The organism is Cohnella panacarvi Gsoil 349 (genome assembly GCF_000515335.1).
Lineage (GTDB): Bacteria > Bacillota > Bacilli > Paenibacillales > Paenibacillaceae > Cohnella > Cohnella panacarvi.
The window spans coordinates 1914164-1929963 of record NZ_KI911563.1; the positions used below are offsets into that span (position 1 = coordinate 1914164).

The window sequence follows — 15800 nt, forward strand, 5'->3', positions numbered from 1 at the left end:
GCTCTATCCCTATCATAAAGCACAATGCTTCCGCGGTTTGAGAGCCTATTTAGCTTACTTCTTATGGTCATTTGTCTATACGAAAAATGCCGAGGCTCTGCGCCCCGGCAATCTTGCGTTTGCTTTACTGTTTAATAAGTCCGAGAAACTCGGCGCGCAACGCCGCGCTCTGGCGGAACTGCCCTCTGACCGCCGACGTTACCGTCTTGCTTCCCGGCTTCTTCACCCCTCTGGAGCACATGCATAGGTGTTCGCCTTCCACGACAACCATGACGCCGTGCGGATGAAGCACTTCATCCATAATGTCCGCGATTTGCGACGTGATCCGCTCTTGAACCTGCAGACGTCGCGTGATCGCTTCGACCAGACGCGCAAGCTTGCTAAGACCGGCAATCTTGCCGCTCGGAATGTAGCCGATATGCGCTTTCCCGAAGAAAGGCGCCATGTGATGCTCGCACTGGCTGTAGTACACGATATCCTTCACGATAACAAGCTCTTCGTGCCGCTCGTCGAACGTTACGCCCAGGACGTCCCTGGCATCTACCTCGTAGCCCGCGAAGATCTCTTCATACATACGGGTAACGCGAGCGGGCGTCTCCAGCAAGCCTTCGCGCTCCACGTTCTCGCCCACGAGCTTCAGAATTTCGCGAATGTGAAATTCGATTTGCTCGCGGTTACGGCCGACTTGCGTATTGACGTAATCTTTAACTCCCGACACGGCGATTCCCCCTCGCTACGATGCGATCTTATCTGCGGAACTTCGGATTATTCTTGTTGGAGCCGCCCGGTTGCTTCGGCGCGCCGCCGGTGCCTTGGCCCTTCATCATTTGCTGAGCTTGCTTGATCTGCTGGCTGTTCATGTTATAGCCCATTTGCTTGGCCATCTTCTGAAGCAACTCGGGATTGCTTTGCATCTTCGTCATTTGAGCTCGCAAATAAAATACGCCGACGATAAAGCCGACGATTAAGCCGACGACCAATGTCAGAATCGGAATGATCCAAGACCACATCTTAATACCCCTCCAACATGCTTATTGAACCTGTCGTACTATGATAGCATCCCGGACGGGAAGTCGCAAACGGCAAGTCCGACGGTTACTTCAATACTTCGTCGATGAATATCGTCGTCTGAAGCGCGAGATCGATTTCCTTCGCCACGGCGTCGTTGTCCTCTTTGTTGATGACTCGCACGACAGGCCGGCTAGGCAAGCCGCGATGCTGTTTGACGACTACGCCCGTCTGCTTGTTCGACAGCCTTACGGATACGCCGTTCGGATACACGGATACGATCTTCATAAACTGCACGAGCACTTCATGATCGAGCTCCGTGCCGGACATCGCGTTCAGAACCTCGCATGCGACGTGAGGCTGAACAGGAGGTTCGCCGTTCGATCCGAAGATCAAATTATCGTATTTGTTCACCACGGCCGTTATTTTCGCGTATAGATGAATTTCATCCCCCGACAGCTTCCTCGGCTGTCCCTCTCCGTTCACGAACTCATGGTGTTGGAAAGCGACGTGCGCGGTCAACAAGCTGTATTCCCGCTTCATCTTCAGCAATTCGAAGCCTCGCCACGCATGATGCGTGCGGCCTTCCTGCACTTCCGGGGCGCCGACTTTCCCGATATCGTGCAACAGCGCTCCGATCGCAAGCTCCTTCAATTGAATCATATTAAGGCCCATGTTGAGACCGATTAGCGACGCCATCATGCACACGTTCATCGCGTGCAGGAACCTGGCGTTGTCCGCCGTGCGAATGTCCCCGAGCTGAACGAGCACGGTTTGATTGCGCAGAACCTCGTCCAGCATCGAGTCGACCGTCTGGCTAATCGCCTTCGTGCTGAATTCTTTGCCGGAGCGCAGCGCTTCGAACGTCTCCGACATCTGGGCGACGACCACCCGTTTCGTCTCCTCCGACAGCACTTCTTCTTGCGTAATATCGCGAAATTGCGGGTCGTCCAAATAGACGACCGTCACGCCCAGCCGCTTCAGCGTGCTGATCATGTATACCGTCAATTGCACCCCAGCGGACAGCAATACGGTTCCGTTGGATGAGAAAATCGTTCTCCCGAGAATTTGTCCCGGTTCTACCGACTCGATATCGACGAACTTCAAAGTCGATCACTCCCGCTCCTTGGCATAATGAAGAATCTCTAGCTGTTATATCGACAAAACTATCCTAAAACCGCTAACGCTCGTTCGATAGCGGCGATGACTTCCGGTTCTTTCTCCGTCTGCTTGGCGCCTTCAAGGCTTTGCTTCGCCTCTTCGCCGCCGATCCGGCCAAGCGCCCACGCAGCGGTAGCGCGAAGCTCGTAACGCGGATCGTCCCTCAGCACGGAAGCTATGTCGGGAACGGATTCCTTGTCCTTGAAATTGCCGAGTCCGATAAGCGCGTTGCGCTGGATCGGCTTCCTTCCGCGCCAAGCGGCCGCGCTGACGCCGAACTTCATCTTGAACTCCCGGTTCCCCATCTTCAGAATCGGCCTGAGAAGCGGCTTGGCAATCTCGGGATCCGGCAGCAGTTCCTCATGAATCCGCACGTCGATGCCGCGATTGACCGGACAGACGATCTGACACGTATCGCAGCCGTACAGCCGATTGCCGATCTTCGCCATCAGCTCGTCCTCGACGATTCCTTTGGTCTGTGTAACGTAAGAGATGCAGCGCTGGGCGTTCAATTGCCCCGGGCCTACCAATGCGCCCGTCGGACAGGCATCGATGCAGATCGTACAGTCTCCGCATCCGTCCTTGATAGGTTTATCGGACGGCAGCGGCAAATCCGTGATCATCTCCCCGAGGTAGAGCCATGACCCGAGCTCCGGCGCGATGACCGAGCAATTCTTGCCGCTCCAGCCAATGCCGGCGCGTTCGGCGACCGCCCGGTCAGACAGCGCGCCGGTGTCGACCATAGACGTTAGGCGTACGTCCGGCACGCGCTCCGTAATCCAAGCCGCCAGCTTGTCCATTCGGCGTCTAAGCGCCGAATGGTAGTCTTCTCCCCACGCCGAACGCGACAATATGCCTCTTCGCAGCCCGGGTTCAGATACGGGAGCGTTCTTCAGCTTGGACGGATACGCCACCGCGATCGAGATGATGCTCATGGCGCCGGGCATCGTCAGCACCGGTTCCGTCCGCTTATCCAAATCTGGCTCTTCGAAACCCGATTCGTAGCCGAGCTCGCGATGGCGAATCAACCGTTCTTTGAGCTCAGGGAACGAATCCGCCGTCGTTACGCCAAGCTTGTCGATCCCCATGCCCGCGGCGGCCGCCAACAGCTCTTCCTTGATCGCCTGCCAATAGACGAGGTCGGAAGCCCGTTTCACAGTCCCGACCACCGGCTGATCGGCCATAGAATCATGTCTCCGCGGCCTTCGATCAATTTGCCCGGCACTTCATTGAACGTACGACTGTCTTTGCTGCCGTTCCGATGACGGTTGTCCCCCATGACGAAATAATGATCCGGAGATACCGTGATCTGCGCATAATCTCCATCCTCTATCTTAACATCGGTATACGGCTCGACTTGCATCACTCCGTTCACGTATAGCTGGCCGCCTCGGATCTCCAGCGTATCCCCGGGAATGCCGATAACGCGCTTGACGAGGTGCTCCTTGCGGTTCGGACCTTCGCTCGGGTCTTTAAGAACGACGACATCGCCTCTCTTAGGCTCGCCGAATTCATAAACGATCTTGTTAATGAACAGCCAATCGCCCTCGTTAAGCGTCGGCTCCATCGATTGAAGCTTAACGGTAGAAAGCTGAAAGACGTACGCCTTGAGCACAAGCACGATGACTAACGCAATGAGTAACGCCTTGGACCAGTCCCAAACTTCTTTTTTCCAGCCTGCCAGCCAAGGTTGTTTCGCGGCCCGCGATCTTCCCTTCGGGCCTAAAGACTGCGGCTCTTGACTCATCTCGCTCATGAACTCTCTCCTTCCGCGTTCATCCATTGCTTCCATTGATCGTAATACCGGTACGCGGTCTCGTCGCCGAAAGGCGCCGACGTCTTGCGGATCGCTTCCTGAAGCTTGCGCAAACCGGTCCCGATCTGCTCAAGTACGGTATCGCCGTAGCGGTATTCATCCCGGTGCCGATTGAATTCGTCCCGATCCAGCTCGTGGACGGAGCCGTCCGGAAGCAACACGAGATCGAGATCGTAATCGATATAAGTGAGCACGTCCCCGTACCGATAAGGCGGGGAAGCAAGATTGCAATAATAGCGAACGCCCTTGTCCTCCAACAAGGCGACGACGTTAAACCATTCGTTCGGGAGAAAATAAGATACGGCGGGTATACGGCTTACCCATTCTTTGCCGTCTCTCTCGATAATCGTCGTCTGGTCGTTGAGATAGACCCAGACGGAACTAGGATCGGCATGATCGGGGTGCAGCCTATCGGTCGGAACGAGCCAATTCGCCTTCCACATGCGATGAAGAGAACCGTCGTGCTTAAAGCTTTTGATCACATACCGCTTGTACGGACTTTGTACCAAGCTCATGCTCGTTAGCGACCTCCTTGTCCCTACCGCGATATAGTATAAGAAAAGCATATCTCCCGGCCAAAATCAACGGCGCGAAAGATATGCTGTCAAGGTACCCGCTGAATCCATTTTTCTTTATCCTGCAACGATCGAGAGAGGCTGTTTCAACCGGGCGAAATCCGATACGCTGACGCCGAGCGTCTCGTAGAACGGGCGCAGATATTCGTTGTGCCTGTCGAGCGCGATCAGCATCTTCTGCACTTTGCGCTGGCGGAACCGGTTGCCCATGCTCTCCATCAAAGCTCGTCCGATCCCTTGGCCCCGATATTGCTCGTATACGGCAATCCGATACACGTAACCTTTCTGCTTGTCGATCGTTCCGATCAGAACGCCGGCGACTTGGCCTGCCGACTCCGCGACGAGTACGAGATCGCTGTCCCAGGACAATTGTCTGGCGAACGCGCTCAACGTCTCCTCGCAGCATTCTTCAGACAGTACTTCTTCTAGAAGATTCGCAACGGACCGATAGTCCGACAATTGGAAAGAACGAATTTGCATGGTGTGTCGTCTCCCTCAAGCCCAAAAGTTTACGTCCGAAAATACGCATTTTTAATTTTACGACAAAATCGCGACAATTCCTCTACTTTTTTTAAAATTACATTAAATTTTTTTGTAAGTTCTTACGAAATTTCGATGTAAACGCTTTATGCATCCATAATATGGCACGGGTGTTAAATCGTCGGAGTCTCATGTCGAGCAATCTGAATAGGAGAGGAAAAAATGGATATTCTAATTCCGTTACGGCGCTTTGGACTTTACAAACATACACGTTGCTTTACTCCCCAAAATAAGGGATAATAAAGTTCGTCAGCTACATTAGAACAATTATTATTAGGAGGTACTTACTCATGGCTCACGAATTGCCAGCACTTCCGTACGCGCATAATGCGCTCGAACCGCACATCGACACCGCGACGATGGAGATCCACCACGGCCGTCACCACAACGCATACGTGACGAACCTGAACAACGCGCTTAATTCCGCTCCGGAATTGGCAAGCAAAAGCGTTGAAGCTCTTATCGCCGATCTGAATAGCGTTCCGGAAAGCATCCGCACCGCGGTTCGCAACAACGGCGGCGGCCACGCGAACCACTCCTTGTTCTGGAAGACGATCGGCCCAAGCGGCGGCGGCCAACCTTCCGGCGCTCTGGCTGCGGCTATCGATGCCGAGCTTGGCGGCTTCGACAAATTCAAGGAAACGTTCGCCGCTGCTGGCGCGACTCGTTTCGGCTCCGGCTGGGCATGGCTTGCTCTTAGCAAAGACGGCAAGCTTAAAGTATACAGCCTCCCTAACCAAGACAGCCCGATCATGGAAGGCGACACTCCGCTGCTCGGACTCGACGTATGGGAGCATGCTTATTACCTGAAATACCAGAACAAACGTCCGGACTACATCGCAGCTTTCTGGAACGTCGTCGACTGGAACGCCGTCGGCGCGATCTACGACGCAGCGAAGTAATTCGAACATTGACCGACCGAGACGATGCCGGGATTGCCTGGCATCGTCTTTTTTATACCCATTATTTTTCTCGGCGAATACGTCGATAATTGTCGATTATTGTCTTGATCGGCGCTATGCCCGATAGTATGCTCTTCATAATAACTAGAGTATATTTGTGGGTTACGGAGGCGCGACGCGTGAATATCTTAATCTACTTCGCACAGTACAGCGCAATCATGGTCACGTTCGTGTTCCTGCTTCGATGGGTTTATCCTCAGTTGACCGTTCGGTCCGGCAGTTGCCAATCGATCGTCTACGGCTTCACGTTCGCCATTATTGGACTCATCGTCATGCAGATGCCGGTCACGACGGAACACGGTTTGCATGCGGATGCTAGATTAATCAGCGTTCTGCTGTCGGGCATCGTCGGTGGACCGATTTCCGTGTCCATCACGACGGCTGTCGTCGTCGGCTATCGGATCTACCTTGGCGGTACGGTGCTCTTCCCCGTATGCGCCATATTGACGACCTCGTTCATCAGCCTCGTCGCCTATCGGTGGAAGTTGCGTCAGCCGACGGTCCTCTTGAAATTCGGCTGGTTGCTGGGCATGTTGACCGGCATCCAGACGCTCGCATGGACGTTCCTTGCGCCCGACGCGACGATGAACTATTTTCTGAGAGAGCTCGGGGTAACATTCATCGTATTCCACGCCTTGGCCGTGCCTCTCTTCTACTCCGCCATCTATTACGAGATGAAAAGACTTGCAACGGTGCGGAAGCTGACGGAAAGCGAAGAAAGATACAGAACTCTCGTTCAGAATGCGCCGGATCTCATCTGCTGCTTCGGCGTGGACGGCATCATTACGCAAGGCAATCAACGTCTAGCCAAAGCGGCGATGATCGATGAACCGAAATTAATCGGCATGCATGTTAACGACGTTCTTGTCGTTGCGTCTACTAAACAAAAGTTCCAATCGGCTTTCGATGAAGCCGTTCGAACGAAACGGACGGGCGGGTTCGAAGATACCCATATTTTCGAGGGACATCGGCGAACGTTTAGAGTGATGCTGTCTCCTGTTCTAGGCGAAAACCAAGAAGTCGAGCAGATTATCGGAACCGCTGTCGACATCACGGAGATTCGGGTGAACGAGGAATCGCTGCAGCAGTACCGGGAGCATCTGGAGGAATTGGTCGCGAAGCGTACGGCGGAGCTCAACAGCAAGAACATGCAGCTAGCCGAAGCGAAGGAAGCCGCCGAGGCGGCGAATCAGGCGAAGAGCGCGTTCCTCGCCAACATGAGCCATGAGATCCGTACTCCGCTCAACGGCATCATCGGACTAAGCTACCTGCTGCGGCAGTCGGAGCTCACCGAGGAGCAGCGGAAGAACGTCGATCGGACGATCGTCTCCGCTAACAACTTGATCGCCCTCGTTAACGACGTGCTCGACTTCTCCAAGATCGAAGCGAACAAAGTCCAAATCGAGCATGTGACCTTCGATTTGTACGATGTGCTCAGCCAGATGTCCAACATGATCAACGTCAAAGCCTACGACAAAGGTCTCAAGCTTCATTACGACATTCACCACGAAGTGCCGCAGATGCTCGTCGGCGACCCGCTCAGGCTTAATCAAGTATTGCTCAATCTGTCCAATAACGCCGTTAAATTCACCGATCAAGGCCATATCTCGTTCGAGATTCGCGTGGCCAGCCGGGATCCTCACGGCATCACGCTCGCTTTTGCCGTTCGCGACACGGGCATCGGCATGACGGAGGCGCAACGGCAGTCGCTATTCCAAGAGTTCACGCAAGCCGATATGTCGACGACGCGCAAATACGGCGGAACCGGCTTAGGGCTCGTAATCAGTAAAAATCTCATTGAGCTCATGGGCGGTTCCATCGGGGTGGAAAGCAACGTCGGACAAGGCAGTTGCTTCTCTTTCACCGTTCGTTTCGGCTATGCCGCAGGCGGGGTGCAGGGAGGCATGTCGAACGCCAAGCTACCGAAGCTATCGGCGCTGCTCGTCGGCGGCAATGCCGGCATGCTGCTCGTCCTTAAAGGCCAGCTCGAGCAGTTCCACTGCACCGTGTATACTGCCGAGACCGAGCATGAAGCGCTCGGCCTGCTTCGCGATACCGGTCCTATCGATCTTGCGATCGTCGATTGGAAACTGCCGGGCACCGATGTCGTACGACTGGCGGAGACAATAAAAGCCGACAAACGGGTCGGCTTCGTCATGCTGGCTACGGCTACGCATGAATCCGGGTATACGGCCGGCATTCAATCGTCTTCGATCGAGAAGCTGCTGTATTATCCGATCGGCCATTCCCAGCTTTACGACGAGCTTATGGGCCTGTTCAAACAACAGTATTATCCTCAGTTGCATACGGCCGGACAGTCCGGGAGACAATCCGAGCCTCCGGGCGAATTGGACGGAGCTCGTGTCCTGCTCGTGGAAGACAACGAGATCAACCAGCTCGTGGCGAGTGAAATATTGAAGGAAATGGGCGTGTCCGTCGACGTCGCCGAGAACGGGATCGAAGCGGTGAAGCTTGCCGGCGCTAACCGATACGACATCATCCTCATGGATTTGCACATGCCGGTCATGGACGGTTTCACGGCAACGCGCAGCATTAAGCAATTGCCGCAAACGCAAAGCACGCCTATCGTCGCTATGACAGCCGACGCGATGATAGGCGTGAAAGAACAAGTAATGGAAGCAGGGATGGTCGATTACGTCACGAAGCCTTTCGAGCCTCGCGAGTTATTCGACTTGTTGAAGCGGCTAATGGGGCGATAATTGGATTCAGTGAACTGGATCGTCCGCTTCGATTCATCGGATCAGGGACGATTGAGGCGATGAGGTATAGCGGCATGGGGTGACGCTATTTCGCCTGCTTGCGGCGCGGCGCCGGTTTAGCGGCATGGGGTGACGCTTTTTCGCGTGCTTGCGGCGCGGCGCCGGTTTAGCGGCATATGGTGCCGCTATTTCGCCCGCTCGCGACGCTGGCGTGGGTTAGCGGCATGTGGTGCCGCTATTTCGCCCGCTCGCGACGCTGGCGCGGGTTAGCGGCATGTGGTGCCGCTATTTCGCCCGCTCGCGACGCTGGCGCGGGTTAGCGGCATGTGGTACCGCTATTTCGCCTGCTTGCGGCGCGGCGCCGGTTTAGCGGCATGGGGTGCCGCTACTTCGCGTGCTTGCGGCGCGGCGCCGGTTTAGCGGCATGGGGTGCCGCTACTTCGCGTGCTTGCGGCGCGGCGCCGGTTTAGCGGCATGGGGTGCCGCTACTTCGCGTGCTTGCGGCGCAGCGCCGGTTTAGCGGCATATGGTGCCGCTACTTCGCGTACTTGCGGCGCGGCGCCGGTTTAGCGGCATGTTATGACGCTTTTTCGCCTGCTTGCGGCGCGGCGCCGGTTTAGCTGAGCGCGGGAACGCAAAAAGCCCCGCCGCAGCCGGTTTCGTGCCGGTGCGGCGGGGCTTCCATCAAGAGCTTCTCGCGATAAAATATTCGGTTAACCATCTGCGGAACACGTTCGGCCATACGTAGCTTTCGAATTCCTCCGGCCCGACCCACCGATAATGGTCCGGCAGCGGCTGCGCGTCGACAAGCTCCGTTTCAATGACCCGAATATGCCAGACGAGGTGAGTGAACACATGCTGCGCCTCCCCGCGAAGCACTCCCGCGCGAACTCGGATGCCTTCCTCGGTTGCCAACGTTCCGGCTAGCCAACTCCCGCCCGCTTCAACGCTACTCCAGACGTCCGCGCTTGGCGCTTCCGCATGAGGCAGCTCCCACATGCCCGCCAGCAAACCGGACGCCGGACGCTGGCGAACAAGCACCTGCCCGGCGCGCCTGCCCGTACCTTCGATTAGCGCCGCAAGCCGCAATACCGGCTTCGGCGGCTTCGCCTTGCTCTTCACCGGAAGCTCGCGTTCGCGTCCGGCTTGACGCGCCATGCAATGGAGCGCGACCGGGCAGTCGCCGCATGCCGGGCTTTTGGGCGTGCAGACGAGCGCGCCTAGCTCCATAAGCGCTTGGTTGAAGTCGCTCGCTTCCCCTTCGGGGATGAGCGATGCGGCCAAGCTCTCCATCCCAGCTCTCGTCGCCGGTTTAGCGATGTCGTCCTCCAGCAGGAAGTATCGCGACAGCACCCGCATCACGTTGCCGTCCACCGCCGGCTCGGGTTTGTTGTACGCGATGCTCAAGATCGCGCCCGCCGTGTAAGGACCGACGCCCTTGAGCGCGGACACCGCTTTCTTGTCCGAAGGAACCTGCGCGTCGTAACTCGCGACGACCTCTCTGACCGCCGCCTGAAGATTCCGCGCCCTGGAGTAATAGCCTAGCCCTTCCCAGTGCTTGAGCACGTCGTCCTCCGGCGCCGCCGCCAAATCCCTCAGCGTCGGAAACCGTCCGACGAACCGGTTGAAATACGGAATGACGGTGTCGACGCGCGTCTGCTGAAGCATAATCTCCGACACCCATATATGGTAAGGGTCTTTCGTCCGACGCCATGGCAAATCGCGCCGTTCCCTTTTATACCAGCGCAACAGCTCCGTACTGAAATATTGTCGTTCCACGCTCAAGTTCCCCGTTCCCCTTTTTTCCGCCTCGGTTGCCGCGCTATACGTTCCTCGCTTGCTTGCGGAAGCGGCTAGGCGAAAGCCCCGTATAGGACTTGAACATTCTCGAGAAGTAATAGATTTGCATGCCGACTTTGCTTGCGACCTCGGACACGTTGCATTCCGGCTGAAGCAGCAACGTCTTCGCCATATCCATTCTCCGGTTGTTCACGTACTGGATCGGCGAGCTTCCCATAATGCCTTTGAAGAACATAATGAAATAGTTCGGATGCAAGTACACTTGCTTCGCGAGCTCTTCCACGGTGATATTGTCCGCCAGGTGATTGTCGATATATTTAATGATCGCTTCAAGCTTCTGCAGGTCGTGGGAAGGCGCCTCTTCCGTGACGTTGATCGAGAGATGCTCCAGATAAACGCTGATCAGCTCCAGCATGTACGCCTTCAGCCGCAGCCTCGTCGTCAATCTCTTCAGAGAAAGCTCCCCGTATATACGCTTGTAGATGGAAGACACGTAATCGTAGTCCGCGACTTGCGTCGTCGGCGTCAGGTTCAAGCTTCTATACAAGTCTCGATCCTCATAGCTCGCGCGAAAATGGCACAATCGTACGGTCAGTTTCGACCCTTGCTCAGGCACGAGCCGGTGGGATGTACCCGAGAGCAGGACGCACAGCGTCCCTCTCGATATGGGTTGAGACCGGCCTTGTATGAACAATTGTCCTTCGCCTTCCTTGATGTGAAGGAAGCGATGGCAGTCGTACACGGCTTCTTTGGCGTTCGCGGAGCTATCGTCGATTTCGATCTCCGCGGCCGCCGCGACCTCGATTTGCATCTGTTCGAAATGTTTCATCATTATGGATACGTATGTAGTTGTCGTCATATGATGCTCCCCGCCTAGAGATGGCATGATGTCACGATGTCATTAAGCCGCTATTACCTATTATACGTGAACGTGTCCTCTTGCGTAAATTTCCAAATAAAACAGCCCGCGAATCGGCGGGCCTTCATTCGTCTTTCTCTATAATTGCGGTGGCTGCCGCTATCGTACGCTCATGCGTAATGGCGACATGCACCCGCAGAGTGCGCCCGGCTAATCCAAGCCTTGCGAGCGCCGAATCCGACAGCTTGCATACCGGTTTCCCGAGTTCATCCGGCAACGATTCGATATCGTGGAAGCCGACCGCCGAACCGATTCCGCAGCCGAGCGCTTTGACGACCGCTTCCTTGAGGGCGAATCTGCCGGCTACGAACTGCGCACGTCTCTTCGCGGGCATCCCCTGCAACAGTTCGTTTTCCCTAGCCGTCAGCACCCTGGCAACGAACCGTTCTCCGGCAGAACCGTCCAGCACGCCCGCGATCCGCTCCATCTCGACGACGTCGAGCCCGATTCCGACGATGGACGCGTTCATCTTATATGCCCGGAATCGGCATCCGCTTATGCTCCGTGCGCGCATACCGCTGCTCTAGATTTTCCCGCGCTTTCGGATCGATGGATTTGCCTTCCAGATAGTCGCTGTTGTCCTCGTAGCTGACCCCGAGCTCCGCTTCGTCCGTCTGTCCTTCCCATAAGCCGGCCGTCGGCGCCTTATCGATGACTTCGGCCGGTACCCCGAGCGCACGAGCCAACTGGCGAATTTGGCGCTTATTCAACGTGCTGAGCGGCGTAAGATCGACCGCGCCGTCTCCCCATTTCGTGAAAAACCCGGTCAAAGCTTCGGACGCATGGTCCGTGCCGACGACGAGCAAATTCATATCGAAGGCAAGCGCGTATTGAACGACCATGCGCGTGCGCGCCTTCACGTTGCCTTTGCCGCCGCGACTTATATGCCTATGGATGCCAAGCGATTTGAACGCGTACTCCGTCTCGAGGGCAATCTCGTCCACCGCCTGCTCGATATTCGTCTCCGCCTTGTGCGTCAAACCGAACGCCTCGGCTACCGCGTAGCTATGCTGAATGTCTTCCTGCTCGCCGTAAGGCTGGAATACGCCGAGCGTGATATACTCCTTGCCGGTTTCCGCCGACAGCTCGTCCGTAGCCCGTTTGCACAACCCTGTCGCCACCGCGCTGTCGACGCCGCCGCTGATCGCGATGAGCAGTCCCGTCGCTCCCGCCTGCTTCACGTAGCTTTTCAGGAAATCAACGCGTCTTCCGATCTCCTCGTTCACGTCGATCGTCGGTTTAACGCCAAGCTTGGATATAATTTGCTCTTGCTTACTCGTATTCATTAGATCTCCCCCTGCGTCCTTACAAAATAATAAAATATCCCGAGAACGCGGCGGTCTAGCCGCATCCTTGGGATACTAGGTCGATTAACGGCAATAACGATCGAACGCATCCGTCAAGTCCGCGGCGATGTCGCTCGCGCTGCGGTTCTCGATCTGATGTCTCTCGATAAAGTGAACGAGCTCGCCGTCTTTAAGCAGCGCAATAGAAGGAGAAGACGGCGGATAAGGCAAGAAATATTCGCGCGCTTTCGCGGTCGCTTCCTTGTCTTGTCCGGCGAATACGGTAAACGTGTGATTCGGCAACGCGTCGTGCTTAAGCGCTTCGGCTACGCCAGGACGGCATTGCCCCGCGGCGCAACCGCACACGGAGTTAATGACGACAAGGGACGTGCCCTCCGCGTTCGGCAGCTCGGCTTCTACTTCCTCCGGCGTTCTCAATTCTTTAATCCCGAGCTTCGTAAGATCGTCGCGCATCGGTTGAATCATATCCATCATATAGCGTTCGAAAGACATCGACACTACAATCGCCTCGCTTTCACGAATAAGGTTGTTGCAACCAATTATACCGCGCTGGCGCTAGCCGCGTCAAAAGGCGCTTGGCAAGATAAGGCCGAGCCTCCGGGTTTCCCCGCGGCTCGGCCTCGTTACCACCAGCGCCTTACGGCTCATCCAATACTTCGGGTACCGGGAAGTATTCGTCGTCGTCGATGTCCGCCACCGGAGAGGTCGTGTGCGTCGGATGCATGAACAAAGCCGACGCCGGCGCGATTCCCTTCTCGAATAGGTCGCGATTCTCGCTCGTACGGAACCCGATATCCTTGTAAGGATGTACCCATTGCTCTCCTGCCATAATCGAAGGATCCGTCTCGCTGCTCCATTGCTCAAGCGGCGATTGCGGAGATTCGTAATCATGATCCCCGATCACGACTCCGTGCTCGTTGACGAACGGCTCCCGCGGCCCCCGGCCCGCGCGGTATTCCGCACGAAATTCGATTTCGAACGGATCGAGCTCGGACTCGTCCCGGCTTTGAACCGGCTTCACGTTCGCGTAGGATGGATGAGTATCGTTGTTCATGGCATCCAACGGCGTTATACCGTCATGTGGACGGGCGATTCGGTCCGTCCAGTTTTTTGTCGTACCCGGGAGAAGTCGGTGATCGATCTTTGCTCGCTTGGCCTGCGGATTTAGGAGCGGACTGGCCGCGGTTGTTGGATTCCGACATGGAAGCATCCTCCTTGGTTGGATGTATCCCCCGTAGTTTATCCTTCTAACGAATGTTTATCCGCTATTACACTCGATATTTTACCAGCATTTGCGGCCCGGCTTGCAGAACGATACGATGATCGTCGTACCTTGCCCAAGCGCCGACTCCACATGAATTTTGCCGTTATGCCTTTCGACGATGCTTAGACAAAGCGAGAGCCCCAGCCCCGTACCGCTCGCTTTCGTCGTATAGAAAGGCTCGAACAGCCTCTCCTGCTTCTCTTTGGAAATCCCAATGCCCGAGTCGATGACCCGCAATTGAACGACGTCCTGCAGGTTAATCGTCTCGATCCGCAGCACGCCTTTGTCGTTCATCGCTTCCATGCCGTTGCGTGCCAGGTTCAGAATCAATTGCTTGATTTCTTTGCCGTTCAGCTCCAGCGGCTCCATGTTGTCGCATAGCTTGGCTTCGAACAATTGACCTCGCATATTGGCGTCCGCCCAGATAAGCGGAATGACGTCGTTAAGCAAATCGTGCAGATTGCCCGGCTCCTTCTCGACGATCCGGTTCTGCGCAAGCGACAGGAAATCGTTGATAATCGCGTTCGCGCGGTCCAGCTCGTCCAGAATAATACGAAAATACGACTCTTGATCCGCATTCCCGCGTTTGCTAAGCAATTGGACGAAACCCCGGATAACCGCCATCGGGTTGCGAATCTCGTGGGTAATGCTCGCGGCCATCTGTCCGACGAGGCTCAGACGTTCCATTCTGCCGACCTCGTCCTTCAATCGCTCCAGTTCCGTGATGTCCTGACCGACATGCAGAATCCCTTCCAGCCGATCCGACGGCAATTCCGCGATTCTGCACGTCACGGTATAGTACGTCCTTCCGCGGAAACGAACGATATCCGTCACTTTTTCCTCGCCTTGCATGATCCTCGCGATCGGGGTCTCGTCGACCGGCTTATCCCGGGTCGCGTAGATGGCGGCGATGTCTTTGCCGATCAGTTCCTTCCGCGTTAACGGGTGCAAATGCTTCAGCGCCTCTTCGTTAATTCGGGTCAATACGCCGTTCGAATCGAACACCGCTACGGAGAGCGGCGTATGGTCGATCAACTGCTGCAGCCTGTGCATCTCGTTCAAATACTTCTGCGAGACGACGCGAAGCTGCGTTTGCATGCGGACTCTTTCGTAAGTAAGCTCCGCTAAATGCGCCGTACCGTAAGTCACGAACAGATAGGCACCGGCGTAAAATACGACCATCATAATATTGTAATGAAGATTCGTGCTTTCGCGGGTGGCTAGGATGGCTATATTCGAGACGATAAAGAACGCAAAAGGAATGAAACTCAGGGTCAAGACTTGCTTCATGCGCTCGGAATATTCGCGTTGACGGAACGAGGCGGTTCTGGCGAACAGGACAGGCAAGAACGCAAGCAGGAAGACGCCGAGCTTCGCATACTGCAATAGTTCGTCATATTGGGGGATGCGCAAAGCGATATATAAGACGGTCAACATCGCCGCGGCCGGTATTCCGCCGTAAAGAGACCCGATCAACAACATCACCGAGCGCAAATCGAAAGTTTGGCCGTGTTCGCCGATCTCCGTGTACTCGAACGTTAGCAGCATGGTGATCCCGCAAGCGACGCTCATGAACAAGGGAGCATAACGGGTACGTTCGGGCCGGTCGTACCAGATCATGAACAAGAATACGGGAAGGAGCGCAATCAAGATTTGAAGCAACGTGTCCTTCCACATCCACGAGCGACCTCCCCACGATGATCGATAACGTTAATGGCATATCTAGAC

The 15800-nt window shown here is 55.6% G+C and carries 17 protein-coding genes; 2 read left to right on the forward strand and 15 right to left on the reverse strand.

Annotated features, from left to right (window positions below; translation table 11 throughout):
• Window positions 1-124: 124 nt before the first annotated feature.
• The 7 genes from folE to COHPA_RS0109220 form a co-directional block, all read right to left on the reverse strand.
• Window positions 125-718: a GTP cyclohydrolase I FolE gene (gene folE, locus COHPA_RS0109190; RefSeq protein WP_027085883.1), complete on the reverse strand. Its 594-nt coding sequence runs from the start codon at window positions 716-718 to the stop codon at window positions 125-127.
• Window positions 719-746: 28 nt separating this feature from the next.
• Window positions 747-1010, reverse strand: a complete 264-nt coding sequence (locus tag COHPA_RS0109195; RefSeq protein ID WP_027085884.1) for a YneF family protein — start codon at window positions 1008-1010, stop codon at window positions 747-749.
• 85 nt (window positions 1011-1095) lie between these two features.
• Window positions 1096-2115: an HD-GYP domain-containing protein gene (locus COHPA_RS0109200; RefSeq protein WP_027085885.1), complete on the reverse strand. Its 1020-nt coding sequence runs from the start codon at window positions 2113-2115 to the stop codon at window positions 1096-1098.
• 59 nt (window positions 2116-2174) lie between these two features.
• A complete protein-coding gene (queG, locus tag COHPA_RS0109205; protein ID WP_027085886.1) occupies window positions 2175-3353 on the reverse strand; it encodes a tRNA epoxyqueuosine(34) reductase QueG in 1179 nt (392 codons plus the stop codon).
• Window positions 3323-3925, reverse strand: coding sequence for a signal peptidase I (gene lepB, locus COHPA_RS0109210; RefSeq protein WP_027085887.1), 603 nt, complete (start codon window positions 3923-3925; stop codon window positions 3323-3325). The genes queG and lepB overlap by 31 nt, the downstream gene beginning before the upstream one ends.
• Complete coding sequence (locus COHPA_RS0109215; protein WP_027085888.1) at window positions 3922-4500, reverse strand: DUF402 domain-containing protein; 579 nt, start codon at window positions 4498-4500, stop codon at window positions 3922-3924. Before COHPA_RS0109215 ends, lepB begins: the two co-directional genes overlap by 4 nt.
• 117 nt (window positions 4501-4617) lie before the next feature.
• Entirely contained in the window at window positions 4618-5040 is a 423-nt protein-coding gene (locus COHPA_RS0109220) for a GNAT family N-acetyltransferase (RefSeq protein ID WP_027085889.1), read from the reverse strand.
• 350 nt (window positions 5041-5390) lie between these two features.
• Between COHPA_RS0109220 and COHPA_RS0109225 the strand changes: the two genes are divergently transcribed.
• Both COHPA_RS0109225 and COHPA_RS24320 read left to right on the forward strand, forming a co-directional pair.
• The gene (locus tag COHPA_RS0109225; protein ID WP_027085890.1) at window positions 5391-6002 is read left to right on the forward strand and encodes a superoxide dismutase; all 612 of its coding nucleotides are present in this window, start codon (window positions 5391-5393) and stop codon (window positions 6000-6002) included.
• Window positions 6003-6181: 179 nt separating this feature from the next.
• A complete protein-coding gene (locus COHPA_RS24320; protein WP_027085891.1) occupies window positions 6182-8782 on the forward strand; it encodes a response regulator in 2601 nt (866 codons plus the stop codon).
• 684 nt (window positions 8783-9466) lie between these two features.
• Here the strand turns inward: COHPA_RS24320 and mutY are convergent.
• The 8 genes from mutY to COHPA_RS23265 all read right to left on the reverse strand — a co-directional run bounded on the left by mutY (window position 9467) and on the right by COHPA_RS23265 (window position 15749).
• On the reverse strand, window positions 9467-10567 hold the full coding sequence (mutY, locus tag COHPA_RS0109235; protein WP_027085892.1) for an A/G-specific adenine glycosylase: 1101 nt from the start codon (window positions 10565-10567) through the stop codon (window positions 9467-9469).
• Window positions 10568-10604: 37 nt separating this feature from the next.
• The gene (locus COHPA_RS24325) at window positions 10605-11441 is read right to left on the reverse strand and encodes an AraC family transcriptional regulator (RefSeq protein ID WP_169733256.1); all 837 of its coding nucleotides are present in this window, start codon (window positions 11439-11441) and stop codon (window positions 10605-10607) included.
• A 124-nt stretch (window positions 11442-11565) separates the two neighbouring features.
• Window positions 11566-11970 (reverse strand): holo-ACP synthase, encoded by a 405-nt coding sequence (acpS, locus tag COHPA_RS0109245; RefSeq protein WP_027085894.1) that lies wholly within the window; start codon window positions 11968-11970, stop codon window positions 11566-11568.
• A gap of 1 nt (window position 11971) precedes the next feature.
• Window positions 11972-12787, reverse strand: coding sequence for an ammonia-dependent NAD(+) synthetase (gene nadE / locus COHPA_RS0109250; protein ID WP_027085895.1), 816 nt, complete (start codon window positions 12785-12787; stop codon window positions 11972-11974).
• A gap of 84 nt (window positions 12788-12871) precedes the next feature.
• Window positions 12872-13306, reverse strand: coding sequence for a BrxA/BrxB family bacilliredoxin (locus COHPA_RS0109255; protein ID WP_035119408.1), 435 nt, complete (start codon window positions 13304-13306; stop codon window positions 12872-12874).
• A gap of 139 nt (window positions 13307-13445) precedes the next feature.
• Window positions 13446-13862, reverse strand: coding sequence for a DUF3905 domain-containing protein (locus tag COHPA_RS23260; RefSeq protein ID WP_027085897.1), 417 nt, complete (start codon window positions 13860-13862; stop codon window positions 13446-13448).
• Between the two features lie 22 nt (window positions 13863-13884).
• Entirely contained in the window at window positions 13885-14010 is a 126-nt protein-coding gene (locus COHPA_RS25530) for a spore protein (RefSeq protein ID WP_156926630.1), read from the reverse strand.
• Window positions 14011-14090: 80 nt separating this feature from the next.
• Window positions 14091-15749, reverse strand: a complete 1659-nt coding sequence (locus COHPA_RS23265) for an ATP-binding protein (RefSeq protein WP_027085898.1) — start codon at window positions 15747-15749, stop codon at window positions 14091-14093.
• Window positions 15750-15800: the final 51 nt, after the last annotated feature.